We start from the raw sequence: 26,384 nt of genomic DNA on the forward strand, positions 1-26,384 counted from the left end.
ATTGTTATGCAAAACCAATTCGAACAACTATTAGAGTCTTTATCCCCACTATTACATACAACACTTGCTCCAGATAAAAATAATTCGTGCTTGATTCGTTTTATTGATACTCAGGTTCCCATTCAAATAGAAGAAGATGGAAATTCTGGTGATCTTGCAGTATCAACAATTCTTGGTCTACTTCCTGAAAATGTATTCCGTGAGCGGATTTTCAAAGCGGCACTCTCTGTAAATGGTTCTTTTCAATCTAATATTAAAGGTATTCTAGGTTACGGTGAAGTCACTCAACAACTTTACCTTTCAGATATCATGAGTATGAATTACCTTAACGGAGAAAAATTATTCGAATACCTTAGACTCTTTGCTATACATGCTAAGATTTGGATAGAATCTTTACGAACCGGTAATCTTCCTGACCTTCATATTTTAGGTATTTATTACGTCGCGTGAATGTCTTACAATATACAAAGCATTCTCCTACAGCACATGCATGGAAGGCTATAGGGATATCTCCCAAACATGGTATTTGTTTACCTCTATTTTCAATACATACACAACAAAGCTGTGGAATTGGTGAATTCTTAGACTTAATTCCTTTAATTTCTTGGTGTGCTAAAAAGGGATTTCGAATTATTCAATTGCTTCCTTTAAATGATACTGGTGAAGACACGAGTCCATATAATAGCATCTCTTCAATAGCTTTGAATCCTCTCTTTCTTTCCCTATCATCTCTTCCAGATATTCATAAAATCCCTCAAGCTGCTAATAAACTACGTGAAATGCAGGAGTTAAGTTCTGCTCCATCGATAAACTATAAGCCAGTTAAAGAAAAAAAGTGGGCATTCCTAAAAACTTATTATCAGAAATGTATTAAACCCTCGATAGAAGAGAATCATAACTTTTTTCAATTTTTAGAAAATGAGCACTATTGGCTTTATCCTTATGCAACCTTTCGTGCACTCAAACATCATATGCATGGTGCACCCATTAATAACTGGCCTAAGTCTTTAACGGATAAGGAAAATTTTCCCTATCTAACTAAAAAATTTTATCACGAAGTTCTTTTCTTTTCTTATCTCCAGTTTCTCTGTTATAAACAACTTATCCAAGTCAAGGCCTACGCAGATCAACTGCATGTGCTTCTTAAAGGAGACCTTCCTATTCTGATTAGCAAAGACAGCTGCGATGTCTGGTACTTCCGAGAATATTTTTCTTCATCACGTTCTGTAGGAGCTCCCCCAGACCTATACAATTCTGAGGGACAAAACTGGCATTTGCCTATCTATAACTTTTCAAAACTTGCTCAAGATGACTATATCTGGTGGAAAGAACGTTTAAAATATTCTCAAAATTTCTACTCACTTTATCGGTTAGACCATATTGTAGGCCTGTTCCAATTATGGATCTGGGACTCTTTAGGCAATGGCAAATTTGTTCCAGAGAATCCTAAAGATTACATCAAACAAGGGAAGAATATCCTCTCTGCAATGCTTACCTCTTCATCTATGCTCCCCATTGGAGAAGATTTAGGGACTATTCCTGCAGACGTCAAAATAACACTAACACAGTTAGGGATCTGTGGAACACGGATTCCTCGATGGGAACGTAACTGGCAAAGCAACTGTGAGTTTATTCCCTTGAAAGATTATAGTCCGCTTTCAGTAACAACACTCTCTACTCATGATTCCGATACCCTTGGGCAATGGTGGGTGAACTCACCTAAAGAAGCCAGGCAGTTTGCTAAATTTCTAGACATCCCTTTTCAGCAATCTCTGACCCCAAGCATTCAAAAAGATATTTTAAGGATTTCCCATCAATCTGGATCTATCTTTCACATCAACTTACTAAATGATTACCTTGCCCTCTGTCCTGATCTAGTATCAAAAAATCTGAAAAGAGAACGAATCAATACGCCAGGTACTGTTTCTAAAAAGAATTGGTCCTATAGAGTTTTACCTCCTTTAAATGATCTTTTTTCTCATAAAAAATTTAATCTTTACATTGATGAAATTCTCTCAGAACTTTAAGAAAAATCAATAAAATCTTCTAAAAATCCCTAAATCTCAAAAAATCAGTAAAATTTATTATAATCAATAATTCCTAAAGTAGCTTGGTCCTTATCAACACCGAACAATATAATTTTCTAAGAAAAGCTCTTTCCCATATATTCAAAAAGCTCTAGTATGGATTCCTTTTCATAGAGTTACTTTATTTAACTGATACTAGAGAATTCATAGGAAGAATATGTCAAGAAAATGCCCACTTACAGGAAAAAAACCTCGCCGTGGTTACAGCTATACAATTCGAGGTATTGCTAAAAAGAAAAAAGGAATTGGCTTGAAGGTAACAGGGAAAACTAAACGAAGATTTTTCCCTAATATGTTGACCAAACGCTTATGGTCTACAGAAGAAAATCGTTTTCTTAAGCTAAAAATTTCTGCTAGTGCTCTGCGTCATATCGATAAACTTGGATTACAAAAAGTTATCGAAAGAGCAAAAAGCAAGAATTTTTAATTTATATCAAGTGTAAGGGAAGTATTTATGTCTTTTCTAAGGCGTCATATTTCCCTTTTTCGTTCACAAAAACAACTTGTTGATATTTTTTCTCCTGTAAATCCTTATCTTGAATTAGCTGAAATTCATCGTCGTGTTATTGAAAATCAAGGTCCAGCGCTTCTTTTCCATAATGTCTTAGGATCGCCATTTCCAGTCCTTACGAACTTCTTTGGAACGAAATATCGTGTTGATCAACTATTTGCTCAAGCTCCTGACGATCTTATAGCTCAAGTCACACGCCTGCTTTCCTCTCCTCTGAGTTTTTCCTCTCTATGGAAATCACGTAACTTATTAAAAAGAGGATTAACTTTAGGACTGAAAAAAACGCGATTAAAAGGTTTTCCCTTTATTTCCATGCCCAAAGTCAATCTAGATCTTTTGCCTCTGCTAACAAGCTGGCCTGAGGACGGTGGAGCCTTCATTACACTTCCTCTTGTCTACACAGAATCCCCAACTCTTGGTACACCTAATCTTGGGATGTATCGCATGCAACGATTTAATCAAAGTACCTTGGGGCTTCACTTTCAAATCCAAAAAGGGGGAGGTATGCATCTTTATGAAGCAGAAGAAAAACAACAACATCTTCCTGTTACAGTTTTTCTATCAGGCAATCCCTTTTTAACTCTTTCTGCAATTGCACCATTGCCAGAAAATATTTCTGAGCTTTTATTTGCCACCTTTCTCCAAGGATCAAAGTTTCTTTATAAAAAAATAAAAGATCATCCCCATCCTCTACTCTATGATACAGAGTTCATTCTGATAGGAGAATCCCCTGCAGGAAAGCGTCATCCGGAAGGTCCCTTTGGAGATCATTTTGGTTACTATAGTCTACAACATGATTTTCCTGAATTCCGTTGTCATAAAATCTATCATAGAAAGGACGCTATTTATCCTGCTACAGTCGTTGGAAAACCCTACCAAGAGGACTTCTATTTAGGTAATAAACTGCAAGAATATCTCTCCCCTATATTTCCTCTAGTTATGCCTGGTGTAAGGAACCTCAAAAGTTATGGAGAGTCAGGGTTTCATGCACTTACTGCTGCTATTGTCAAAGAACGTTACTGGAGAGAATCTCTAGCAACAGCTCTTAGAATTCTTGGGGAAGGTCAACTTTCCTTAACAAAGTTCCTAATGATCACAGATCAAGAGGTCTCTCTCGAAAAATTCACTGTAGTCCTTGAAACGATCTTGGAACGTCTTCAACCACATCGGGACCTGATTATTTTCTCAGAAACTGCAAATGATACTTTAGACTACACAGGACCGAGCTTAAATAAAGGCTCTAAAGGAATCTTTATGGGTATAGGAACAGCAATTCGGACTCTTCCTTATAAATATCGGGGAGGAAAGCTTCCTGGAGTTCAAGACCTCGCTCCTTTCTGTCGTGGATGTTTAGTATTAGAAACTTCAATGCAAAGCCTATGTCTGAAATCTCTCCTCTCCCACCCTGATCTAAAGCAGTGGCCCCTAATTATCCTTACTGATAACCTGAAGAAAACTATACAAAGTGAAAAGGATTTTCTCTGGCAGACCTTTACACGATGTGCGCCAGCAACAGATCTCCATACTCTCTATACTCACTTTTCTAACCATCGCCCAAACTATACTTTGCCTTTGATTATTGATGCACTGATGAAGCCTTCCTACCCTAAGGAAGTTCAGGTAGACCCATTCATAGAACAAAAAGTCTCTCAACGTTGGCACGAATATTTCCCGAATCAAGAAACGTGCTATATCTAAAAATAAATTTTATTTATTAAAAAATAGAATAAAGTATTTTTATTTTTATATTTAAAAATATATAAAAACAAAAAACTACTTTTAAGAGTAAAAAAATGAACAAAAAACAAAAAGCTAAATTAAAAATCTCTTTTATCATTAGTGCTATGATTTTAATAGGAGTTTTTGCTCGAGCTCCTCGTCATGATACTTTTAAAACTTTTCTCAAGTCCCAAGAAGCGACGATATACTCTAATCAATGTAACGATGACATACGCACCGTTCTATGTAATGCTATAGAACATGCTGACCAAGAAATTTTCATGCGCATTTATAATTTCTCTGAACCTAAAATCCAACAAAGTATAGTTCGACAATCCCAAGCAAAAAAAAACATTACTATCTACTATCAAAAATTTAAAATTCCCCAAATCTTAAAACAACAAAGTAACGTTATCCTGATTGAACAACCTCCACTAGGACGCAAGCTCATGCACCAAAAAGCGCTTGCTATAGACAAAAAAGATGCGTGGTTAGGATCTGCGAACTATACGGATCTTTCTCTATGTTTAGATAATAATCTTATTTTAGGAATACATAGTTCGGAGCTCTGCGAACTTATCATCACAAATACCTCTGGGGACTTTTCTATAAAAAATCAGACAGGCAAATATTTTGTCCTTCCCGAAGCTCAACAATTAGCGCTAGAAACAGTACTTCAAAAAATTCGCACTGCTCAAAAAACAATACGCGTCGCTATGTTTGCTCTTACACATCCAAAAATTATTGAAGCCTTACATCAAGCAAAGCAGCGAGGCGTTCAGGTAGATGTCATTATTGATAAAAGTCACAGAAAATTAACTTTTAATCAATTAAAACAATTAAATATCACAGAACCTTTTATCTCTATAAATACTGCTCCATCTACACTACATCATAAATTTGCAGTTATAGATAATAAATCTCTATTCATGGGGTCTATAAATTGGTCAAAAGGAGGGTTCTCTTTAAACGAAGAAAGCTTTATCCTTTTGGAATATCTAAGCAAACGGCAAATAAAAAAACTACACACCATCTGGAAAAAACTGACTAAATATTCAGAGGATCCCCTAACCACTTCTCTAGAGGCAAATATCATAGGAGAAGATCTAGCTATAAATACTCGAAAAGCAGCGTGAATACTTAAGATCATAGTAACTAAAAATAGTTTTAGACCTCCTCCTCATCCTTTTGATAAAAAAGAGTAGAGGCGGTCTCTAGGATTCCTTTATTTCTAGCAATCACCCAAGCTTCTGCTGCAGCTGCAATTGCTTGAGAAGCTGCAGCTCCTAAGGAAATACTTTTTTTCTTTGTAACCTTAACGCAAGGCCTTTTCTTATTTTTTTCGTCTTGTTCTTGGTCTTCTTTCTTCCTGTTAAAGTTACGTAAAGTTTTAAAATCTAAACGCACATGACGTAGTTGAGAAAGTAGGATTTTTGCTTGCTTTTGTCCTAAGAGCTTGTAACGATGTTTTTGCTTCTTTTCTTCCTTTTCACGATCTCCAATTGCAAGCAAAGCAAGACGGATTGCTTCGTTCGTAGCAATCTCTTCTGAAATCTTTTTTGCTAAAGGTAAGTTTTGCTGGGAGTCTCTACCGACATTTTGTGCCAATACAGCACCATAGGGATCAAAACGAATTATGCGCATAACATTAACCTAAAACTCTAAATATCCTTAGATAATTTTTTTCCCTTCTTATTCTGACGAAAAACTTTTTCAGAAGATCCCTTTCTTTGATCTCCAAAACCACCGCTTCCTCCACTATCATCATGAACAGAAGAAGCTTCAGGCTTGCCTTGAACTGATACTCTTGAGGTCCCTGAAAAAGGCTGAGGAGAACGAAGTATAATCGGTGGCTCTACAGCAACATTCCGATATTGATAAATCAAGGGATCCGGAGGAGCTCCAGGCCCCTTATGAGCTTCAACCTTATCTTTATATTCATGGGTAGAACGTGGTGTAGGAGCAAGTAAGGATATGCCTCTTTCTGTAAGAAAATGATATGATGAACTTACAGCATCGCTTCCTAATGGTCCCCCTAATCCACTTGCGATAGGGAGCACACTCTGCCGACTAACAGGGAAAAAATTCTGGCTACTATTTTCTGGATTTTTGAATGCTGTAGATTCCTTTTGCTGTGGTTTAGAGACCGTACCTGAAGCTTGCTGTTCTCTAGGAAAGCGGTATCTGTTTTCCGTATGAGACAAATTTTCAATTGAAGCATTCTGTGGTTTACTCTCTTTAATCGGATTAAAGTGTGTTTGACTATCTTTTCTTTTTATCCCAAGGGATTTATTTTTAGGTTTATCTCCAGAGGACTGAGCGGATATAGTTCCCGAAAACTTAGGAGCAGGGAATTTCGTAGAAGGACTAAACCAACTAGAATCAATGGAATAAATCTCTCCAGATTTTCCCCCTACAAGAAGGCTGGCCATTGCACGAGCTAACATGATTTGATCCTCGGTTATATCATCTCGACTTTTCTTTTTTTCGGCTTCCTTTTGTGCTTTCTCCAGGGTATTCGAATCTAAAGCCTGCGTTCCTTCTGGAATAGATTCTGAAGAATCAGAAGAGGACGACTTTACCTTTCCTTGACTTGCTTTAAAGGGAGGCATTGCTGTACTAACTTCTTCTCTCGCTAAATCAGAAAGATCTACCATTCCTTCATTCACTGTTGCCATGGCTCTACGCACTAAGGAAGAAGTCTCGACATTTGGATCCAAAAGAAAACTTATCATTTCGCCTCCTAGACGAGCGGCAGTCCAAGCGTTCACCTTTTGCTCGTTCATGGGCATTAATGCCCTTTGTAAAGATCCAAAGGAAACCACTGAACTCGCTTCCGAAGAACTAGAGCTCTTGCTGCTTATGCCAGAAGAAAATTGTGAAGATTGTAAAGAATTTAAAGTAAGACTAGAAATATCCGATGAACTCCCGCCAAATCCTGAAGCATCTAAAAAAAATCCCTGCATTTCAGGAGAAATGCGATTACCCTTTTTGGTGGCAACATCCATGTTTGTCGGTAGCAAAGACATTCCCTCTCCATTATCAGAAGCTCGCTTTGCAGAAACTCGAGAAGCCCGTGAGCCAAACCCAGACATGAATCCCTGCAAACTAGCACGCATCTTAGAAAAAGTGCTTCTCAATCGAGATTTCGGTGAATTTGATGTTCGATCTTGAGTCTTGCGGTACTTAGCCTTATTAATTTCTGTTTCAGTTGCATACATCCCTGTAGATCCTGAACGCACTAAATTTTCCTCGTTAACAGAGGAGGCCCGCGTGGTCTCAGAAAATATAGATTCTTCGGGTGCAGAAAGACCTGGTGCCTGCTTTCCCTGAAGAGCAGGACTCCAATTACTCGGATCTGAGGAAGGCTGAATGCCTCCACCGCTTGAAACAGCCATAACTATTCTCTGAATTTAAAAAATAAAAATTAAGGTTATTTATAATTTTAAAACAAAAAATAATTAATTTAAAAAAAAGAACTTACAAACAAATTCTAAACAATCAAGTTTTCATAAATAAAAAAAAACGCAAGGTAAAATACCTTGCGTAAAAAAAATTTATGAAAAGACAGAGATCAGCGAGTAGATGCAAAAAAATGCATCTTTATCGAGCTAGAGGGATCGCTCAGATCCGACTGTCCTAATATTAAGATTTTGGAGATCTTAATATTAAGACAGTTCCCAGCTCGCAATTAACTACCCAGGCTTCCTGTCATTTCATCACGGGATAGTCCCGTTCTGCGATTTTTTTTATCCAACTCTACCTACAGACGAACAGAATATTTACTAAAATGGTCCTTATCAGCAAAAACGAAGCCATTCTCATAATTGAAAATTAATACTTTATTTGGATCTTTCTTCTGAAAATCTAAAAGAGAACGGACTAAGTAATCGTACTCTTGAGCACGGTCTTTAAGATTTTTCTCTTCATTAACAATAAGAAACTCACGGCGGTTCCTATTTTTTATTCGCTTAGACTTCTTTAATACTTCCGTTGACTTCTTTTGAATCACCCGAGCCAAAACTTTATCACTTCTGTTCTTCTTTGGCTTTCTCATAAAATTATAAAAACAAATTACTAAACTAATTTTAAATTAAAATATTATTTATTATAAAAATAATTTTAATTAAGATCAGAAATATAATCCAAGAACAGCGCAAGTCATTATTAAAAAATGTTTTAGATAAAAATAAAACCTAAAGATAAGAATTCTATACTCTGCTATAGACACTAGACGCTAAAAATATGGGAAAAAAACTCTTAAACTTAATGCCTACACTATGCTTCCCTTGACAACTCCGCGCAAGTGCCTAATTCTATGTATTTTATATATGTTAATTCTGCCTATTTTTTTCCCTACAGCAAATGTAGTGGTTTTTTCCTCTTATATTGTTCTATGTTTCTATCATTTTTCAAAAGACAAGGGATTGTTTCTTTCCCTAGGCTGTGGTGTTTTAAATGATCTTGCATCAGGAAGTGGGGGAGTATTTCTTCTTCTTTATCCCTTAGCGACTCTCGTAGCGTATAAGGCTCATCTCATCTTTGCGAAAGAAAGTAAAATTGCTTTACTCATTGTGAATATGATTTTCTGTTTCACTTTTTTAATCCTAACTATTCCTGCCTATGCCTTATTTGGCCACCAGATACATTGGTCTATAGATTTCTTAATTTCGCCTCTAAGATGTTCTTTCTTGGATAATCTCATCTTCAGCTCCTTAATCTATATACTCCCTTGCGCAATAAACTCGGGAATTCGTAAACTCGTGTCTTTTATTAGGAGATTAGTATGTTGCTGAAAGGGCTTCCTGTAGCTGAAAAAATTCTTCTAAAACTTAAAAAAGAAATCTCTCAACATCCTATTCCTCCAGGACTTGCCGTAGTTCTTATTGGCAATGACCCTGCATCCGAAGTTTATGTTGGAATGAAAGTCAAAAAAGCCACAGAAATCGGGATCATTTCTAAAGCTCATAAGCTGCCTTCAGACTCAACCCTATCTTCAGTGCTTAAATTAATACAACGACTCAACGAAGATCCTAGTATCCACGGTATTCTTGTCCAACTTCCTCTTCCTAAGCACTTAGATAGTGAAGTTATCCTTCAATCCATCTCTCCAGACAAGGATGTTGATGGCCTTCATCCTATAAACATGGGGAAATTACTTACTGGAAATTTCAATGGACTTGTTCCCTGCACCCCCGCAGGTATTGTTGAACTCCTTAGCTATTACGAGATTCCCCTTGCTGGTCGCCATGTAGCCATTTTAGGAAGAAGCAATATCGTAGGGAAACCATTAGCGGCCCTCATGATGCAAAAACATCCTCAAACCAATTGCACCGTTACTGTTTTGCATAGCCACTCTAAAAATCTTCCAGAAATTTTAAAGATAGCAGACATTATTGTTGCTGCTGTAGGCGTACCACTCTATATAAAAGAAACTATGGTGGCACCACACGCGGTAGTTGTAGATGTAGGGACAACAAGAGTGCCTGCAGATAACGCAAAGGGCTATACTCTAGTCGGGGATGTCGATTTTAATAATGTAGTGACGAAATGTGCAGCAATAACTCCGGTTCCTGGAGGAATTGGTCCCATGACTGTAGCTATGCTAATGAATAATACATGGCAATGTTATCAAAAATTCTCTTAAGCCTTCTATGCCTAGGACTCTTTTCCTGCTCGCAGGAGTCCACAATAATTGAAGGAGAGGAAATGACAATCTCTTATCGTATTATTATTGGAAAATCTTTATCTGTGAAAGAAAAAAGAGAACTATCCCAACAAATCCGTGGATGCTTTCATAGGATCAATTCTATTTATAACAACTGGAATCCTGATTCAGAGCTCTCTATAATTAATCGAGCTCCAGCAGGAATTCCTATAACCCTATCTACAGAACTTGCGGGTTTCCTAAATGAGGTAGATAAAATTTACAAACTTTCAGAAGGGCGATTTGATCCCACGTTAGGACATCTAAAAACATTATGGATCCTCTATCTAAAACGCCAAGTCCTACCTCCTCAAGCAGTTTGGGAAGAACATTATAAAGAAATAGGATGGAAACACCTGACTTTTAATTTCGAGACCAAAAGTCTAATTAAAAATCATCCCGAAGTACAACTGGACCTCTGTGGAATTGTTAAGGGCTATGCCGTAGACTGTTTAAATGAGATTTGTAAAAATGTTTGCCCTAATAACTATGTAGAATGGGGAGGGGAGATAAAGACCTCCGGTCACCACCCCTCAGGAAGACCTTGGCGTGTTTTCTCTACAGCTACAAGTGAAATTTTGGATATCAACAATATAGGGATTGCTACTAGCGGAAATGATTTTCAGAAGTGGTTTATTAACGGGAAAACTTACACACACATTCTTGATCCTCAAACAGGAAAGCCTCTGGAGCTAACAACCTACCCTATCCAATCTGTTTCGGTAGTCCATCCTAGTTGTACATACGCTGATGCTATTGCTACTATTCTCATGACCTTTACATCTAAAGCAGAAGCAAAAAGATGGGCAGAAGAACATCACTTCCTAGCCTATATCAATGACAACGCCTCTTCATAGCAGCTGCAGCCTCGCGTTCTCTCTCTCTCTCTATGATGGCTTGACGTTTGTCATAAGTTTTTTTCCCACGACAGCAGCCTAATCGAATCTTAATATAGCCACGGCTAAAAAACATCCCTAAAGGAATCAAAGTTATGCCTTTCTGAGCAACCTTCCCCTCCAATTTACGAATCTCATATCTATGAAGAAGAAGTTTACGTTTACGACGCTCTTCATGATTATAGATATTTCCAAACCGATAGGGAGCAATACTAGCATTTAATAGCCACGCCTCACCTTTAGAAATTGCTACATAAGCATCACTGAGATTTCCCCCATGATCACGCAAGGACTTAATCTCAGTTCCAGTTAGAATAATCCCCGCCTCTAAAGTCTCGATAACTTCGTAGTTACGTAGAGCTTTGCGATTAGAAACAATTTCTTTTTGTGTCATAAGATCCTCCCCCTTATGTTGGGGATAAAGGCAAGTATAACAAAAAGTAGTTTTTCGTTCTTAAGACAATGAGTAGGAAACCCTCTATCTTGAAAGAAGATGATCCCAACTCAAGTCTTCTTACTACCAAAATATCTAGAAGACCAGAAAATCCCTTTATAGTAATATCCCGTTCGTACCTCTAAGATCTCTTGTAGAGAGGCACAGCCCCTTCATATAAAGAAAAAAGACTCCTCAGGTTATAGGAAAATATGAAATTTGTTGTATCCCGAAATGAGCTAGGAAACCTTATAAAAAAAATTCAAAGTGTCGTACCTCAAAACACTCCGATTCCTGTACTCACCCACGTCCTAATCGAAACTTATAATGACGAATTGGTTTTTACTGCTACCGACTTAACAGTAAGCACACGTTGTGTTACCAAGGCTAAAGTCTATGAAAAAGGGGCAATTTCTATCCCATCAAAGAGATTCTTTCAGTTGGTTAAAGAATTAACAGAAGCGAATCTAGAAATTTCTTCATCCGTTGGGGAAATGGCACAAATCACTTCAGGGTCCTCATGCTTCCGCCTACTGAGTATGGAAAAAGAAGATTTTCCTATGCTTCCTGATATACAAAATGCTATGCACTTTTCCTTACCTGCTGAACAACTAAAAACAATGCTACAAAGAACTTCATTTGCAGTATCTCGAGAAGAAAGCCGCTATGTTCTTACTGGAGTTCTTCTCTCTATAGCGCACGGCATTGCTACTATTGTAGGGACCGATGGAAAACGATTAGCAAAAATAGATGCCGAAATCACTATGGATAAAAGCTTTGTTGGTGAATACATTATTCCAATAAAAGCAGTAGAGGAAATTATAAAAATGTGCTCCGATGATAGCGAAGCTACCATTTTCTTAGACCAAGATAAAATCGCTGTTGAATGCGAAAATACACTGGTTATTACAAAATTACTCGCGGGCGAATTTCCAGATTTCTCTCCTGTAATCTCTACAGAAAGCAGCGTAAAACTTGATTTGCATCGAGAAGAACTCATTACCTTACTCAAACAAGTTGCGTTGTTTACAAATGAGTCCTCACACTCCGTCAAGTTTTCTTTCTTACCTGGAGAGCTTACGCTAACAGCAAATTGTACTAAGGTAGGTGAAGGGAAAGTAAGTATGGCGGTAAATTATTCTGGAGAACTCCTCGAAATCGCATTTAATCCCTTTTTCTTTTTAGACATTCTGAAACATAGTAAGGATGAGCTAGTCTGCCTAGGGATCTCTGATTCCTATAATCCTGGAATCATTACAGATTCTGCCTCAGGTTTATTTGTCATTATGCCTATGAGATTACATGATGATTAATAACTCACCCAAGGGATTTCTCTTGAATCTCTACCCTGCTGATTTTTATGAAAATCTGCTCTCTGAAGCTAAAAAACTTCCGTAATCATAGTGATTTAGAAATTTCACTTTCTCCTAAACTCAACTATATTGTCGGCAAAAATGCTCAAGGAAAAACAAACCTTCTAGAAGCCTTTTACGTTCTCTCCTTAGGAAGATCTTTTCGCACACAGCATCTTACAGATACCATAACTTTCGGATCTCCTTACTTTTTTTTAGAAACACAATTTAAGAAAGATGAACTTCCTGAAACTCTATCTATTTATACAGATAAGCACGGGAAAAAAATTATTTATAACCAAGCTCCAATAAAAACTCTATCTCGGCTCATAGGGAAATTACCTATTGTTCTTTTTTCTTCACAAGATCGTCTCTTAATCTCAGGGACTCCTACCGACCGTCGTCTCTTCCTTAACCTACTTCTATCTCAATGTGATAGCTATTATACGCACGCCTTATCATATTACCATCGCACACTCCAACAGAGGAATGCTCTGTTGAAAAGCAAGCAAACCCAGACTCTTTCTGCCTGGAACGAAGAATTAATAAAACATGGAACATACTTATCAATTCAACGTTTCCTCTGTACCCAAAAGCTCTCAGCTTTATCGAAAGAACTCTGGTCCAATAATCTAAAAGAACAATTAGCCTTAAAATTTAAGTGTTCCCTAATCAAAAATTCGAATATTTCTGAAATCATTATAGCTCAAGAGTTTCGCAAGCAACTCTCGACGTCACTTTCTCGAGATCTTGAGTCAGGAAGCACCTCAGTAGGTCCTCATCGAGATGACTTTCTACTCACTATTAATCACATGCCTGTATCACAATTCTCTAGCGAAGGGCAAAAACATAATCTCTTAGTAATCCTAAGACTTGCTGAGTGCCTCTATCTACGGCAAGTCCACAACATATCGCCCTTAGTCTGTCTTGATGATATCCATGCAGGACTAGATAGCGAACGCGTTTCTCAAATCCTAGACCTTACTTCTAATCTAGGTCAAACTCTGATTACCTCGAACCAGGTGCATCAGAAACTTCCAAAAACGAGTCTTATTTTAAATATTGATAATGCTCAAGTTTCCGAAAAAATTATCTAAAATTACAAATTATTTGTTCTTTTATATTCAAAGTTAGCTAATTAGTTATTTTTAATAATAAGTAATAACAAACATATTCTTTTTTAATAAAAAACTTATTTAAAATAATTATATCGGTGACAAATGAAGAAATTTTTATTAAGTATACTTTTTCTAGCTGTTGGTAATCCCTTATTCTCGGAAACCTCAGTAATCCAAACCCTTCCGTCTGGGATTGGAGGGTTAAAGGAAACATCACAGCGAAAAGAATCCGTGGTCTGCATACACGCATTCTTAAGATCATATACATCTTTAAAGCCGATCGCTCGCGTTTTAGAAAAAGAGCACTACGATGTCTTTATTTGGAATTATGAAACTCGTAAGTTTACTCTAGAAAGGCACGCTGAACACCTGAATCGCCTATTAAAAAAAATTGCTGAACTCAAGCCTGGAGTCCCTATAAATTTTGTAACTCATTCCATTGGAGGAGTCATTGTCCGTGTAGCACTTGCTCTCCCTGATTGTCCCGAAGAAGCCAAAAAAGGAAAAGCTATTCTTATGGCCCCACCAAATGCAGGATCCACACTTGCCAGACGTTATAGATGTATAAAATTTGTGCAATTTGTATTCGGAGGAAAACTAGGAAGACAGCTACTTACTTATTGTCCTAAAAAGATGCTGAATGTAGGTAAGCTTCCCTCATCTCTAGATGTGCTTGTTCTCAGTGGAAACAAAAAAAGCAAATTTCTCCCTTTCCGCCTACCGTACGAAAATGATGGGAAAGTCTGTATCATAGAGACAAAACTAGATACACCACATAAAGCCTATGTTCTCCATACCAGCCATACCTATATCATTACTAACCGTAAGTCACTCTACCTTATGAAGGAGTTTTTAAAAAAAGGAAACAACACCCCCATAATCGAACGCGTCGCTGAACAAGATTTAGTACAAACAGTTCTTGAGGATAAGCAAAAGAATTCAAGACTCAAACCTTATCCCAATAAAGATATTTATGTTATACACTGTTTTGGTTCTCGTCCCTACACTCTTTATGGATTTCCAAAAAAATGGAATCCTAACCAAAAAAGCGAAATAAATCCTGAAAAGTTAGAAAAATAAAGAAAAGGATTAATAAAAAGGTGAAGGGGATTAATATCTTCTCCACAATCTTCATGTTCAAACGTCTTCTTGTGATTATTTCCCAAAAACATAGAAGAATATACCCACCATCCAAAACAGGAATCGGGAGTAAATTTAAAACAGCAAGATTCATACTAATCAAACCGATCCAAAAAAGTGCTTCAGAAAATCCTACAGACCATCCCGTATGTAGAATTTGGACAATGCCAACAGGTCCAGAAAGCCATTGGGGACTCAAATGTCCGGTAATCAATGCTTTCAAAGTACTAAGACTCTCCTTGGTAATATTCATCAACATAACTGTCGGAGAAGGATTATACTTTACCGGAAGATCTTTTAAAGATATTCCTAAAGATAATCTTTGTTTTTCAATATCAAGACGTTCTAGATAATATCTTTGTTTATCCTTGTTCTTGATCTTCTTAGCTACCTCCAATTGTTTGTCTAATTTTTCGGAAGAATAGATATCAATCCAAGGACGAGGTTGAATAGAGTCAAGAAGACGGTAGGGTCCTGCTGTTTTTACTTGCTGAAGGTCTCCTAGATGGTTTAGTATTTTTAATAGGTCTTTTGAATGATAAGAAGCTATAAACTTCTTATCCGCATCCAAAGAATTGACCTCTTCAAGTTCTTCTGGACTCATCTCTTGAACAATCATAGAGACTCGATGCTCCTGAACTAGACGCAAAATATCTGCACTTCCCGAAACAGGAGTTCCATCAATCGCCACAATACGATCTCCAAGATGTAATCTTTCTGTAAATTCTGGCAAAGAGGATTCTGGATCTATGGGAGAAAGCTCCCCCTCAATATACCCATAACTATTGATTATATAGGGCAAAGTATACAAAGAAGACCACTTACCTTTGAGTCCAGCCTCGTATTGTGTATCTATAAGTTCATTACGCACATAGGGAGTATAGTACAAAACTGAAGCTAACACTCTAGGCTGACGAGAAAATAAGATCTCTCCATTACGCGACACCTTAACAAAAGCATAAGACTCATTCAGAATTTGAGATAACTGAGACATAGAAAAAAGTAGAGAGCCATCCATCCATACTAGACGATCATTATGACGCAATTGTGAGTTCGCCATCGGAGAATTCTCAGGCAATCCCACCTGATGACGATATAAAAGATAGCTAGCCCCAGAACAAGGGAGTCCTGCTTTAGTAGGATCGAACTCTACGTCAAGACTGAAATCTTTGTTAGGGACTGCTAGGTAACCTGGACGTGTAACCTCTAGATTTAAATGCCCCTCTAATAAAGAGGCAGTTAACATGTCTTTATCTCCTTGATAAAGTTTTCCATTACATATCCGCACCTCGTCTCCAGGAAGCAATCCTTCAGCTTGTAAAATGGGATGAACCCAACCAACAACTCGAGAACAGTCACTATAATTTTTATTTCTACCTCCATTCATATAAAGAATAGTAAAAGCAAGGAAAGCCAAAAGAATATTAGCAACAGGACCTGCAAAAAGAACAAGCATTCTCTTCCAAGGAGGCTTGCTAAAAAATCCATTAGGGATATCATAAACAGACTCTATCTGTTTCCCCTCTTTTTCTTTCAAACGTTCCATACCTCGGATGCGAACATACCCCCCAAACGGAATACAGCCAATGCGATACTCAATGCTACCTAAGCGCTTTTTAAATAAAGCAGGGCCAAAACCTATGCTAAAACTCTCTACAGCCATTCCTACAGCTTTTGCTGCTATTAAATGGCCAAGTTCATGAATTAACACTAATATCCCTAAAGCTAGGGCAGCTAGAATAAAATAGATTATTGTCATATACCTACTCGATTATATTTCTTGAGCAAGAGCTCTAGCTTCACCATCTACTTCCAAAATATCTTCTAGAGAGTGGCAGGCATAAACCTTATGAGATTCCATAAGAGTCGTTAATTTTTGCAAAATATCGCACCAGGAAATCTCATCAGAAAGGAATCTATGCACTAAAATTTCATTAGCTGCATTAAAAAAACTTCCTGCAGATCCCTGATATTCTAATACCTGCCGCGCTAAACGAATGCTAGGAAATCGCTCCTCATCTATCGGGAAAAAGTCTAGAGTATGCTTCTTAGAAAAATCCATCCCCTCCCTAGGAGATGGGAAACGCTCTGGAGCTGTTAAAGCATATTGTATTGGGAAAAGCATATCAGGAGGATTCATTATAGAAATCACACTGCCATCTTGTAGCTCGACCATACCATGAATCAAGCTCTGAGGATGAATAACAGCAGTGATCTCGATATTTTTTAAGTCAAACAGCCAATAAGCCTCTATAATTTCGAGTCCCTTATTCACTAATGTCGAAGAATCTACAGTTATTTTAGCCCCCATATTCCATATAGGATGGTTCAAAATATCTTGTTTTGTCACACGATTCAGCTCTTCTAGTGACTTGTTAAACAAAGGTCCTCCAGAAGCTGTGAGAACTAACTTTTTAATTCCTTCACTTGCTCTTCCCTCCAAACACTGGTATAAAGCATTATGTTCGCTATCTATTGGAAGAATCTGCGTATTATACTGCTTTGCTGTCTCAGACACCAATTTCCCAGCACAAACTAAAATCTCTTTATTAGCTAAAGCCAGCATTTTTCTTTTTTTTATAGCCTCTAGAATAGCCGGTAATGCCTCTATCCCGGAAGAAGCAGCAACAACCATGCTTACTGCATCCATAACACAAAGCTGTATCAAACCTTCTTGTCCTAGAAAAAATTGAATGCCGGAAAATCTGCGACAGGCTTCTTTATAAACATCTTCGTGATAAACCGCAGCAGCTAGAGGAGAAAATTCCTCAAGTTGCTCAAAAAACAACCTTGAATTATTCCCATAAGAAGCCATCGCAATAATTTTAAATTTTGAAGGATAACGTCTAACAATTTCTAATGTTTGACGACCGATACTACCTGTTGACCCCAGAACAGCTAAATGTTTCAAGCATACTACCTTTAACTAGGTGAAAAAGAGAATCATACTCTGCAAGTCAAAGAATTGTCAATTCTCTATTAATACTATTTCTTCTCTAAAGCCTCTCTACAAATATAGTCACCTAAACTCTCAGACTTCATTCTTTTAAACCAAAGTTATGATTCTAAACTGTTTTGATGTCCTTTTTCAAAATTTTTAGTGAAATTATTTCTAAAATAGCTCGTAAGCTTAACAAAGACATACATAGCTGTCAAAAGCACCACAGATATCCCTGAAGTCGATAAACCAACGCCATAAGCACTTAAAATAGCTCGTGAACAAGCAGGGGCTAAAAATGAAGTGGCAAGACTAAAGACTAGAGACCAACCCATAAGACCACCTATCGATTTGGCTATAATCTTACCAATAAGTGTAGGAATAATTAAAAAAGCAAGAGCCATCAGCACGCCTACAGCCTTAAAAGCCCCTACAAGACATGCAGAAAGTTGAAATATAATTAAATAATCAACTAATCGAGTTGGTATTCCCAAGGACGTCGCAAATACACAGTCAAAGGAAGTACACACTAAACTACGAAATGCAAAGATAGCAATCATAGCATTAGCTAAAACAACAATAGCCACAGGAAAAATATCTCCTTGATTTAAAGAATCTGCGTTTCCTAATACAAGTTCTGTTCCTATATGAGCGTTCCTTGTTATAAAGACTAATAAGACTAGACTAAGAGAAAATAATAAAGAAAAGACAAAAGCTGTGCTGCTCTCCTCTCCAACTTTAAATGTATTACGAATAAAGTAGATAAGAAAACCTGTAAGTAAAGCCGTTGCCGTTGCCGCAAGAGTTAACGTACTCAAAGATAAGGTAGTGAGCTGATGTGTAAATAAACAAACACAGACCAAACCAAAAAGTACAGTATGAGATACCGCATTAGCATACATAGCCATTTTCTTTAAGACCAAAAATGTTCCTGCAAATGCACCCGAACAAGAAATAGCAAGAAAAACTATAACCTGAACGTCATCAATATATAGAGAACTAGAAAAAAGTCTTCCGGAAAACAACCGCGAAAAAAACACTAAAAAAAATTGAAAAAAAGATACTCCATAATATGGAGAAACTCCCAAAACCATTACTCCTCCCTTTTTTTGTCAGGGATAATTTGCTGATGGGGATCATAAAAAGGATTATTTAATATTTCTGTCAGCGTATTATCTAATTCTTCAGTAAGAACATGCTCTATCTCTTCAGCCAATTCATGAACATTTTCTTTGCTAAAGTCTAAAGAGTGTACAAGATACGACTCCCACAATCTATGAGCACGGACTAGCCCTAAAGCTTTAACCTTGCCTTTTTCTGTAAGTCGATAACGATCGCTTTCTTTGATCACATAACCTTTCCATTCTAAAATCCAAACCCTCCATGTAGGGAAAGGTTTGGGGCCAAAGTATTCCTGGTATTTATCACTACAGACAAAGTCTCGAACACTAATATTCTCCAAGCAATTATGAGACGCATGCCAAAATATCTTTAAGAGATGCTCTTGATGTTTTGAAAAAGAAAAACACTTTTTACGAAAAGTTCGAGTCACCCACCCATATTTTGGAGAAAAAAGTAAACACATACATGCTAATACTCCAGAACAAACTACAACTAAAGGTCCCGTAGGCAATGTGACAAAAACTGTTTGCTTCCCTATAACAGCATGACATCCAAATGCCACAGAAATATAACTTCCTAAAGCTCCAGAAATCCCACCAAAACATGCAGATAAAACAAGCATTGTGCTTAAACGATCTGAAAGCTGCCGAGCACCTAAAGAAGGAGCTACAAACATTGCAGAAATTAAAACGATTCCTACACTTCGCACACCACTCACAATCACTAATGATACAAAAATCAGACTTATTACTTCATAAAGAATAGTCTTTACGCCACAAGTAAAAGCAAAATCTTTATCAAAAGTAGTCACAATAATCTCTCGATACCATAACCACAAAACAATTAAAGAGGCGCAAAATACTACCGCAGCCAAGCCTGCTTCAAAAAAACCTAGCGTTGCCGCTTGTCCATAAAGATAAGCATTAATTCGATTATACATTGCAGGATTGCAATCCTTCACATAACTCGCTAAAATAACCCCAAGGGCAAAAAACATTACCAAGACAAAACAGAGGGCAGCATCTTTATGTAATTTACATACTTTCCCTAGGAATACAATAATCCCATAACCTAATATCGAAGTAACACATCCAAATAAGACTATATAGAAAATAGAATCTTGCAATGGGAAAATATATTGCGCTATTAATGCACCAATCAAAAGCCCTGGGTACGAAGCATGAGATAAGCTTTCACTTAAAAGAGGTTGTTTACTAATTAAAAGAATTGTGCCCCACAAGGCTGTGGTTACACAAATTAAAGTGACAGCTAAAAAACTAGATAAGAAAATTGTATCAGAAAACATACAGCTGAGCATAATCAACATGCTCCAAATTGTTTTCCTCGAGACAATTTCAAGGTATGTTCCAAAAGTTCGATTTCACAACCATAGGTTTGGAAAATAGTATCACTAGTGAGGCACTCATGAGTCGAACCGTAGCAAATTAAACGCTTATTCAATAAAATCACTTCATCAAATAACTGACGTACATGACTCAAGTCATGATGAACAACAACTATAGTTTTGCCTTGATCTCGAAGCTCGCGTAATACCTCTACAGAGGTCTTAAACGAAGCCATATCAATCGCCGAAAACAACTCATCCATAAGATATAAATCAGCTTTTTGCATCAAAGCCCGAGCTAAAAACGCTCTTTGCTGCTGTCCTCCTGATAGCTGGCTTATTTGTCTATCTGCTAGAGATTCCAAGCCAACTCTTTCTAAAATACGAAAAGCTTCTCTTCGATCATCCCCAGAAATTCGCCCCCACATTCCTTTGTAACTATAACACCCCATAAGAACCAGATCTAGGACAGTCATGGGAAAATCCCAATCCACACTAGCCCTCTGAGGCATATAAGCAATGCGTTGACGTACTTTTTTAAATTTTTGATTAAAAAAATAAATATTACCTGAAGCAGGTTTGACTAGTCCTAAAGAAGCTTTTAAAAGAGTACTTTTACCAGCTCCATTAGGACCTAAAATAGCAGTTAATGACCCTTTTCCCAAAGAGAACGATACATGGTAAAGAACAGCTGTACGCTCATAGTTTACACACAAGTTATGTACAGACCAGAAAGTCTCATTCTTGTAATTCAACAGCAACTCCCCCTAGCTCTTCAGTAATAAGGCGTACGTTATGTCTAAAAGTGTTAAAATAATCATCACAAACATTATCACTATACAATGGTTTTTTAGCTAGACGGACAAGATGATTTTTCTTTAGACAAGCAACTATTTTTTTTAAAGCGTCCTGATTCAAAGTATCCTCAGGAAAGATCACTCGAACATCATGTTCGTTAATATAATCTACAACCGTCATAATATCACGAACACTAATTTGAGCTTCCGGGGATAAACCTTCGGGTGAAATGCAACGCGACCTCCATTCTCCACTATCAACTTCTTGAGGAGTAGCTAAATAATGGCGAGTGAAATAACTAAAGGCATTATGGCCTGATACAAGATATCGAGAGCTCTCAGGAACCGTACTCAAGCATTTTTTTGCCCAAGCATCTAAAGCAAGAATTTCTTGAACAAGCTGGATAGCATTTACTTTAAATTCAGCAGACCATTCAGGGAACCTCTGACTAAGTGTGTCAGCAATTTCTATAACAGCTTCCTTCCAAATAGATAGATCCATCCAGATATGAGGATCACAAACGCCCCCTTCTTCCAAAGGAGTAAATACCCCACGCGCGATTAAACGCTCCCCTATATTGATTACCCTTGAATTATTTTCTAAATGCTTTCGCAAACTTAACGTATGCTCAAGCCCTAGACCGTTACAGAAAATTAGCGTACTCCCTGCAATCTTATCCTCATCTCCCTTTACCATTTCATAGGCATGAGGATCTAGGGATCCTTCTATCAAAACAAGATTAGTAAGCTTATCCCCAACGACTCTTTGAACGCAGTCAGAAATCATGCGATTCATAGATAATACACAAGGAGGAGAATTTTGACTCTGATGCATTGACATTGTACATCCAGCAGTTGCAACGCATACAACTAAACAGAGCATCCAATATTTTATTTTAAATATACATGCCATTTGCATCTATCCCTCCAACCATCTTTTCGAGATCCACTATAAATCACTTAACGAGCAGAACTAAATACCGAAGCTATAAATCTTCTAAAGGGTTTATTATTTATTTTCGCGTGTAAAATTAACCAAGGAAAAAATAACAAAAAAATAGGTTCTTTACAAAATTTTTTTATTCTCGAAGAAGAAGAACTAATGAAAAAGACAAAACTGTTTTTATTTAATATAATTTTAAGACAAAATTAAAAAAGCCATTTGTTTTATGACCCAACAAAATGTTATAGAAAAAAATCTTCCTTGGTTTATGATTTTTATATTTTGAGTTGTTTTAAGAAACAAAAAGATCTTTAGAGGGAAAATATTCCAAAAAGGAGATTTCGAATACATTTATGTTCGCTGATTGATTAAAACAGCGCTTTAATTTTATTTTTCTAAACATTAAATTGAAAGTATGCCACATTCTTTCTTATAAAATACGTAAGCATCAATTATAAAAGGTGGGTTTCATGGCCGTAGAACAATCAAGTACAAAAGAAGAAATAGAAAAACTGATCGGAAAAGCTATTAAAAAAATCTGCGGAAACAAAGAAAACGATCTATGTCGCTATCTTCCAGGCCCTAGCGGCGGTTATATGCATCATTTTACTTTAAAAAAAATGAAAAGTGCTGCTCCTGAACAACTCGTAAAAATGTTAAAAACATTTATTTTAGAATCGGAAACTCCACGCACAATTAATCCTAAACCTAGAGCTCCTAGGGGATCTAAAAAACGTCGCGACTTTATTAACTTTACTAAAACAGATATTGAACGCGTTTTGGAATTAGCAAGACAAGTTGGAGACAAAGATCTGTTAGCTCGTTTTAGCCCTAAAAAACCGTTAACTTCCTTAAAAAGAGAGTTAATTCGCTCTATTCGCAACGGTATAGTCAGCCCAGAATTATGGAACGCATACGTGGAAGCTGTGAAGGCAGTAAGTTCTACCAATCTTGAAATCGCTTCTTCTTTCGTTTAATTCAAAAAAAAACTTTATGGGCGACTTGAAAATAAAGTCGCCTACCAGGTCTTATCGTCCCACTCTTTCCCTTTACTCTTGTCAATAGAGGGAAAAGATGGTATATTGTAAGATCTTTCGAAATGGAAACGATTTAAGTTTGTCCACAAAGAAATTAAAAATTATCAGAATAGAAAATAAAAGTATTTCAGAGGGTAAAATATGACAAAAACCGAAGAAAAACCTTTTGGAAAATTGCGCTCTTTCCTGTGGCCAATACACACTCACGAGCTAAAGAAAGTTTTGCCAATGTTCCTAATGTTCTTCTGTATTACATTTAACTATACGGTACTACGCGATACAAAGGACACTCTTATTGTAGGGGCTCCTGGCTCTGGTGCAGAAGCAATTCCCTTTATTAAATTTTGGCTTGTTGTCCCCTGTGCTATTATCTTCATGCTTATTTATGCAAAATTAAGCAATATATTGAGTAAACAATCTTTATTCTACACTGTAATAACCCCATTTTTGCTTTTCTTTGCTTTGTTCCCCACCGTGATATATCCTCTCAGGGATACTTTACACCCTACAGATTTTGCTGACCGTTTACAAGCTCTCCTACCCTCAGGGTTATTAGGGCTTGTAGCCATTTTACGTAATTGGACATTTGCTGCGTTTTACGTACTTGCAGAGCTCTGGGGAAGTGTAATGCTATCCTTAATGTTTTGGGGATTTGCTAACGAGATTACTAAAATTCACGAAGCAAAGCGCTTTTATGCTCTTTTTGGTATAGGAGCTAACGTTGCTTTACTGGCTTCCGGTCGCGCCATTGTTTGGGCTTCCAAGCTTAGAGCTGCTGTATCTGAAGGTGTAGATCCATGGGGATTTTCTCTAACTATTTTAATGAGCATGACCATTGTGTCTGGTATTGTCCTTATGCTAAGCTATTGGTGGATCAATAGACATGTCCTTACTGATCCTCGCTTCTATAATCCAGAAGAAATGCAAAAGGTAAAGAAAGGCGTCAAAACTAAAATGAATATGAAAGATAGCTTCCTCTATCTTGCTAGATCCCCCTATATTCTGTTACTTGCCCTATTAGTTATCTCTTATGGTATTTGCATTAATTTGATTGAAGTAACTTGGAAAAGTCAGCTCAAAATACAGTATCCGAATATGAATGACTACAGCCAATTCATGGGGAACTTCTCCTTTTGGACTGGTGTAGTTTCTGTTTTCATTATGCTGTTTGTTGGCGGTAATGTTATTCGTAAGTTCGGATGGCTAACAGGAGCTTTAGTTACTCCTGTAATGGTTCTCTTAACAGGGATTATTTTCTTTACTCTAGTCATCTTTAGGGATAAAGCTTCTGGCCTCGTTGCTATGTTCGGTACAACACCATTAATGTTAGCTGTCGTTGTTGGTGCTATCCAAAACATACTTTCTAAATCTACAAAATATGCACTCTTTGACTCTACTAAAGAAATGGCCTACATTCCTTTAGATCAAGAGCAAAAAGTCAAAGGGAAAGCTGCTATTGATGTAGTTGGTGCTAGGTTTGGAAAATCAGGTGGTGCTTTAATCCAGCAAGGATTGCTCGTTATCTGTGGAAGTATTGGAGCTATGACACCTTATCTTGCAGTGATTCTTCTTGTTATCATTGCTATTTGGCTTGTCTCTGCAACTAAGTTAAATAAATTATTCTTGGCACAGTCTGCTCTTAAAGAAAAAGAAGTTTCTCAAGAAGCTGCATCAGTTCAAACAAGAACTTCAGAAGATCCAGCTACAGCTTCTTCATAGTAGATTCCTTTTCTTATTCTCATCGGTCCCTATCTCTTTATAGATAGGGACTTTCTATTTATTTAATCTTAAACAAAAGTTTGATCTCTTTGATAAAGCTTTTTGACATATATTTTAGATACGCAAAGTTTGGATAGAGTATGAGTTGTAACCCGATAACATCAGTTTCGCACACATTATTAAAAAATGATTGCCTATGCCATAAATCTTATTCTTTGAAACATAGAACAATAGCCCGGCTTGTTCTTGGACTTCTTTTAGCTCTGGCTAGTGTACCTTTGTTTATTTTCTTGTCCGCTCCTATTAGCTATGCTGTTGGAGGAACCTTAGCACTTGTTGCGCTTATAGTATTGATTATAACTCTAGTTAAAGCGGTAGCTAAACCATCTAAAGTTCATCCAATCTCTAAAGCACTTTTAGATATTATTTATAACCGTTATCCCAGAAAAATTTTTGATTTTGTCAAAGCAGAATTCTTAACTGTTAGCGAATTCAAAACATTTATTGGTTGTTTGAAAAGTGGTTTAAACCTTCCCTTGCATTTAAATAAAAAGGCAGAAGCTTTTGGACTAGCAAGTCTGGAGACTATAGATCCAACCTATCTCCCTGAATTCGAAGAACTCCTTTTAAACTATTGTCCCCTACACTGGCTCTTTCATTTTATAAGTAAAACCCAACCTCTAAGCTGGGAAGCACTATTAAGTAAAGAAGCAAGAACTTATAATTTCCTTGGCCCCATGGCTTGTCATAAAGGGCACACGACTATTTTCCATCCATTTATACGTCCCCTTATTAGCTTAATCTCGGAAGAAGATTATAGCACCCTACTTAACCTAGCACAAAATAACCAGTGGAATACGCCGCTTGTAGAAAAAGTTTCTAAAAAATTATTAAAAAAACGCGAGATTTCCTCCTATAGCCTAGGGATTTCAAAAAGTTATACAAGCATCTCGCAGCTCTTATTTTTGTTCTTTTCTCATCATGTGACTTGGGAACAGGCAAAACTACTTAATCTTTTAAGCGAGGAACAGTGGTCGCTTCTTCATAGGCTTGATAACTCTACAGGGCACTTGCAAATAGCTATGTTTGGAGGCTATCTACTCACGCAAACCGAAATGCTCAATCCTGACTCCTTACAATACGAACCTGTGCTAGACTATTTAACATGGGAAGAGCTCAAAATTTTAGGAGGCAAAGGAGATCCTTCCAGGCTAAAAGACGGATGCACCTTACTTCAAGACTTATGCTCAATTACAAAACAGCATCAAAATTTCTTAACACGGAAGCACGATATTAAGCGCAAAATGAATGAAGTACTCTCTACTCTGCCAATTTATAACTTCAATATGAAATTAGGGAAAAGAGAGAAAATAAAGTAAAATCAAAATGTGGTTGCTTTTCCTAGCCTAAGCATTACTTCTATACTCTGTATTTTAAAAAATTTATTAATAAATAATCTATTATTAAGATCTATATAAATATAGAATATATTTTATTAATACATTTTTATAAGAAATATA

General features: G+C 37.0%; 24 protein-coding genes. 14 read left to right on the forward strand and 10 right to left on the reverse strand.

What is annotated here, in order from left to right:
* Positions 1 to 6 precede the first annotated feature (6 nt).
* The 5 genes from C834KP_RS01475 (at position 7) to C834KP_RS01495 (ending at position 5,453) form a co-directional block, all read left to right on the forward strand.
* Positions 7 to 450: a CesT family type III secretion system chaperone gene (locus tag C834KP_RS01475; RefSeq protein WP_108896434.1), complete on the forward strand. Its 444-nt coding sequence runs from the start codon at positions 7 to 9 to the stop codon at positions 448 to 450.
* A complete protein-coding gene (locus tag C834KP_RS01480; RefSeq protein WP_108896435.1) occupies positions 447 to 2,027 on the forward strand; it encodes a 4-alpha-glucanotransferase in 1,581 nt (526 codons plus the stop codon). The genes C834KP_RS01475 and C834KP_RS01480 overlap by 4 nt, the downstream gene beginning before the upstream one ends.
* Positions 2,028 to 2,244: 217 nt before the next feature.
* A complete protein-coding gene (gene rpmB / locus C834KP_RS01485; RefSeq protein ID WP_108896436.1) occupies positions 2,245 to 2,514 on the forward strand; it encodes a 50S ribosomal protein L28 in 270 nt (89 codons plus the stop codon).
* 27 nt (positions 2,515 to 2,541) lie between these two features.
* On the forward strand, positions 2,542 to 4,296 hold the full coding sequence (locus tag C834KP_RS01490; protein WP_108896437.1) for a menaquinone biosynthesis decarboxylase: 1,755 nt from the start codon (positions 2,542 to 2,544) through the stop codon (positions 4,294 to 4,296).
* Positions 4,297 to 4,391: 95 nt separating this feature from the next.
* Positions 4,392 to 5,453, forward strand: coding sequence for a phospholipase D-like domain-containing protein (locus C834KP_RS01495; RefSeq protein ID WP_108896438.1), 1,062 nt, complete (start codon positions 4,392 to 4,394; stop codon positions 5,451 to 5,453).
* Between the two features lie 31 nt (positions 5,454 to 5,484).
* Here the strand turns inward: C834KP_RS01495 and C834KP_RS01500 are convergent, their stop codons facing one another.
* From C834KP_RS01500 to ltuB, 3 genes are all read right to left on the reverse strand, one after another.
* Positions 5,485 to 5,961 (reverse strand): hypothetical protein, encoded by a 477-nt coding sequence (locus C834KP_RS01500; RefSeq protein ID WP_108896439.1) that lies wholly within the window; start codon positions 5,959 to 5,961, stop codon positions 5,485 to 5,487.
* A 17-nt stretch (positions 5,962 to 5,978) separates the two neighbouring features.
* Positions 5,979 to 7,715 carry a hypothetical protein gene (locus tag C834KP_RS01505; RefSeq protein WP_108896440.1) on the reverse strand — a complete coding sequence of 579 codons (1,737 nt, stop codon included), beginning with the start codon at positions 7,713 to 7,715 and terminating at the stop codon, positions 5,979 to 5,981.
* A 365-nt stretch (positions 7,716 to 8,080) separates the two neighbouring features.
* Positions 8,081 to 8,374 (reverse strand): late transcription unit protein LtuB, encoded by a 294-nt coding sequence (gene ltuB / locus C834KP_RS01510; protein WP_108896441.1) that lies wholly within the window; start codon positions 8,372 to 8,374, stop codon positions 8,081 to 8,083.
* A gap of 223 nt (positions 8,375 to 8,597) precedes the next feature.
* Here ltuB and C834KP_RS01515 point away from each other — a divergent pair, with 223 nt between their 5' ends.
* The 3 genes from C834KP_RS01515 to C834KP_RS01525 are packed head-to-tail and all read left to right on the forward strand — an operon-like array spanning position 8,598 to position 10,881.
* Positions 8,598 to 9,113 (forward strand): hypothetical protein, encoded by a 516-nt coding sequence (locus C834KP_RS01515; protein WP_108896442.1) that lies wholly within the window; start codon positions 8,598 to 8,600, stop codon positions 9,111 to 9,113.
* Positions 9,104 to 9,964 (forward strand): bifunctional methylenetetrahydrofolate dehydrogenase/methenyltetrahydrofolate cyclohydrolase FolD, encoded by an 861-nt coding sequence (gene folD, locus C834KP_RS01520; RefSeq protein WP_108896443.1) that lies wholly within the window; start codon positions 9,104 to 9,106, stop codon positions 9,962 to 9,964. Before C834KP_RS01515 ends, folD begins: the two co-directional genes overlap by 10 nt.
* On the forward strand, positions 9,937 to 10,881 hold the full coding sequence (locus C834KP_RS01525) for an FAD:protein FMN transferase (RefSeq protein ID WP_108896444.1): 945 nt from the start codon (positions 9,937 to 9,939) through the stop codon (positions 10,879 to 10,881). The genes folD and C834KP_RS01525 overlap by 28 nt, the downstream gene beginning before the upstream one ends.
* On the opposite strand, the gene smpB is transcribed toward C834KP_RS01525, so the two are convergent.
* On the reverse strand, positions 10,859 to 11,314 hold the full coding sequence (gene smpB / locus C834KP_RS01530; protein WP_108896445.1) for an SsrA-binding protein SmpB: 456 nt from the start codon (positions 11,312 to 11,314) through the stop codon (positions 10,859 to 10,861). The genes C834KP_RS01525 and smpB overlap by 23 nt on opposite strands.
* 251 nt (positions 11,315 to 11,565) lie before the next feature.
* Here smpB and dnaN point away from each other — a divergent pair, with 251 nt between their 5' ends.
* The 3 genes from dnaN to C834KP_RS01545 all read left to right on the forward strand — a co-directional run bounded on the left by dnaN (position 11,566) and on the right by C834KP_RS01545 (position 14,903).
* Positions 11,566 to 12,666, forward strand: coding sequence for a DNA polymerase III subunit beta (gene dnaN, locus C834KP_RS01535; protein ID WP_108896446.1), 1,101 nt, complete (start codon positions 11,566 to 11,568; stop codon positions 12,664 to 12,666).
* A gap of 47 nt (positions 12,667 to 12,713) precedes the next feature.
* The gene (gene recF, locus C834KP_RS01540; RefSeq protein WP_108896447.1) at positions 12,714 to 13,802 is read left to right on the forward strand and encodes a DNA replication/repair protein RecF; all 1,089 of its coding nucleotides are present in this window, start codon (positions 12,714 to 12,716) and stop codon (positions 13,800 to 13,802) included.
* A 123-nt stretch (positions 13,803 to 13,925) separates the two neighbouring features.
* Complete coding sequence (locus C834KP_RS01545) at positions 13,926 to 14,903, forward strand: esterase/lipase family protein (RefSeq protein ID WP_108896448.1); 978 nt, start codon at positions 13,926 to 13,928, stop codon at positions 14,901 to 14,903.
* On the opposite strand, the gene C834KP_RS01550 is transcribed toward C834KP_RS01545, so the two are convergent.
* From C834KP_RS01550 to C834KP_RS01575, 6 genes are all read right to left on the reverse strand, one after another.
* Positions 14,860 to 16,722, reverse strand: a complete 1,863-nt coding sequence (locus tag C834KP_RS01550) for a site-2 protease family protein (RefSeq protein ID WP_108896449.1) — start codon at positions 16,720 to 16,722, stop codon at positions 14,860 to 14,862. The two genes, C834KP_RS01545 and C834KP_RS01550, sit on opposite strands and share 44 nt — an antisense overlap.
* Before the next feature lie 12 nt (positions 16,723 to 16,734).
* Positions 16,735 to 17,874, reverse strand: a complete 1,140-nt coding sequence (gene dxr, locus C834KP_RS01555) for a 1-deoxy-D-xylulose-5-phosphate reductoisomerase (RefSeq protein ID WP_108896450.1) — start codon at positions 17,872 to 17,874, stop codon at positions 16,735 to 16,737.
* Between the two features lie 146 nt (positions 17,875 to 18,020).
* Positions 18,021 to 18,995, reverse strand: a complete 975-nt coding sequence (locus tag C834KP_RS01560; RefSeq protein ID WP_108896451.1) for a metal ABC transporter permease — start codon at positions 18,993 to 18,995, stop codon at positions 18,021 to 18,023.
* Complete coding sequence (locus C834KP_RS01565; protein WP_108896452.1) at positions 18,995 to 20,341, reverse strand: iron chelate uptake ABC transporter family permease subunit; 1,347 nt, start codon at positions 20,339 to 20,341, stop codon at positions 18,995 to 18,997. Before C834KP_RS01565 ends, C834KP_RS01560 begins: the two co-directional genes overlap by 1 nt.
* Before the next feature lie 2 nt (positions 20,342 to 20,343).
* The gene (locus tag C834KP_RS01570; protein WP_108896453.1) at positions 20,344 to 21,123 is read right to left on the reverse strand and encodes a metal ABC transporter ATP-binding protein; all 780 of its coding nucleotides are present in this window, start codon (positions 21,121 to 21,123) and stop codon (positions 20,344 to 20,346) included.
* Positions 21,107 to 22,084, reverse strand: a complete 978-nt coding sequence (locus C834KP_RS01575; RefSeq protein WP_108896454.1) for a metal ABC transporter solute-binding protein, Zn/Mn family — start codon at positions 22,082 to 22,084, stop codon at positions 21,107 to 21,109. Before C834KP_RS01575 ends, C834KP_RS01570 begins: the two co-directional genes overlap by 17 nt.
* 494 nt (positions 22,085 to 22,578) lie before the next feature.
* Between C834KP_RS01575 and ddbA the strand changes: the two genes are divergently transcribed.
* The 3 genes from ddbA (at position 22,579) to C834KP_RS01590 (ending at position 26,243) form a co-directional block, all read left to right on the forward strand.
* Positions 22,579 to 23,085: a DNA binding protein DdbA gene (ddbA, locus tag C834KP_RS01580; RefSeq protein ID WP_108896455.1), complete on the forward strand. Its 507-nt coding sequence runs from the start codon at positions 22,579 to 22,581 to the stop codon at positions 23,083 to 23,085.
* 201 nt (positions 23,086 to 23,286) lie between these two features.
* Positions 23,287 to 24,864, forward strand: a complete 1,578-nt coding sequence (npt1, locus tag C834KP_RS01585; protein WP_108896456.1) for an NTP/NDP exchange transporter Npt1 — start codon at positions 23,287 to 23,289, stop codon at positions 24,862 to 24,864.
* A 140-nt stretch (positions 24,865 to 25,004) separates the two neighbouring features.
* On the forward strand, positions 25,005 to 26,243 hold the full coding sequence (locus tag C834KP_RS01590; protein ID WP_108896457.1) for a DUF1389 domain-containing protein: 1,239 nt from the start codon (positions 25,005 to 25,007) through the stop codon (positions 26,241 to 26,243).
* Positions 26,244 to 26,384 lie beyond the last annotated feature (141 nt).

Source organism: Chlamydia serpentis, assembly GCF_900239945.1.
GTDB classification, from domain to species: Bacteria; Chlamydiota; Chlamydiia; order Chlamydiales; family Chlamydiaceae; genus Chlamydia; species Chlamydia serpentis.

Bases quoted from the DNA above. Each gene is read 5' to 3' on its own strand.
- C834KP_RS01475 (WP_108896434.1), top strand. From the start codon at position 7: ATGCAAAACCAATTCGAACAACTATTAGAGTCTTTATCCCCACTATTA.
- rpmB (WP_108896436.1), top strand. From the start codon at position 2,245: ATGTCAAGAAAATGCCCACTTACAGGAAAAAAACCTCGCCGTGGTTAC.
- C834KP_RS01490 (WP_108896437.1), top strand. From the start codon at position 2,542: ATGTCTTTTCTAAGGCGTCATATTTCCCTTTTTCGTTCACAAAAACAA.
- C834KP_RS01495 (WP_108896438.1), top strand. From the start codon at position 4,392: ATGAACAAAAAACAAAAAGCTAAATTAAAAATCTCTTTTATCATTAGT.
- C834KP_RS01500 (WP_108896439.1), bottom strand. From the start codon at position 5,961: ATGCGCATAATTCGTTTTGATCCCTATGGTGCTGTATTGGCACAAAAT.
- C834KP_RS01505 (WP_108896440.1), bottom strand. From the start codon at position 7,715: ATGGCTGTTTCAAGCGGTGGAGGCATTCAGCCTTCCTCAGATCCGAGT.
- ltuB (WP_108896441.1), bottom strand. From the start codon at position 8,374: ATGAGAAAGCCAAAGAAGAACAGAAGTGATAAAGTTTTGGCTCGGGTG.
- C834KP_RS01515 (WP_108896442.1), top strand. From the start codon at position 8,598: ATGCTTCCCTTGACAACTCCGCGCAAGTGCCTAATTCTATGTATTTTA.
- folD (WP_108896443.1), top strand. From the start codon at position 9,104: ATGTTGCTGAAAGGGCTTCCTGTAGCTGAAAAAATTCTTCTAAAACTT.
- C834KP_RS01525 (WP_108896444.1), top strand. From the start codon at position 9,937: ATGGCAATGTTATCAAAAATTCTCTTAAGCCTTCTATGCCTAGGACTC.
- smpB (WP_108896445.1), bottom strand. From the start codon at position 11,314: ATGACACAAAAAGAAATTGTTTCTAATCGCAAAGCTCTACGTAACTAC.
- dnaN (WP_108896446.1), top strand. From the start codon at position 11,566: ATGAAATTTGTTGTATCCCGAAATGAGCTAGGAAACCTTATAAAAAAA.
- recF (WP_108896447.1), top strand. From the start codon at position 12,714: ATGAAAATCTGCTCTCTGAAGCTAAAAAACTTCCGTAATCATAGTGAT.
- C834KP_RS01545 (WP_108896448.1), top strand. From the start codon at position 13,926: ATGAAGAAATTTTTATTAAGTATACTTTTTCTAGCTGTTGGTAATCCC.
- C834KP_RS01550 (WP_108896449.1), bottom strand. From the start codon at position 16,722: ATGACAATAATCTATTTTATTCTAGCTGCCCTAGCTTTAGGGATATTA.
- C834KP_RS01560 (WP_108896451.1), bottom strand. From the start codon at position 18,995: ATGGTTTTGGGAGTTTCTCCATATTATGGAGTATCTTTTTTTCAATTT.
- C834KP_RS01565 (WP_108896452.1), bottom strand. From the start codon at position 20,341: ATGCTCAGCTGTATGTTTTCTGATACAATTTTCTTATCTAGTTTTTTA.
- C834KP_RS01575 (WP_108896454.1), bottom strand. From the start codon at position 22,084: ATGCAAATGGCATGTATATTTAAAATAAAATATTGGATGCTCTGTTTA.
- ddbA (WP_108896455.1), top strand. From the start codon at position 22,579: ATGGCCGTAGAACAATCAAGTACAAAAGAAGAAATAGAAAAACTGATC.
- npt1 (WP_108896456.1), top strand. From the start codon at position 23,287: ATGACAAAAACCGAAGAAAAACCTTTTGGAAAATTGCGCTCTTTCCTG.
- C834KP_RS01590 (WP_108896457.1), top strand. From the start codon at position 25,005: ATGAGTTGTAACCCGATAACATCAGTTTCGCACACATTATTAAAAAAT.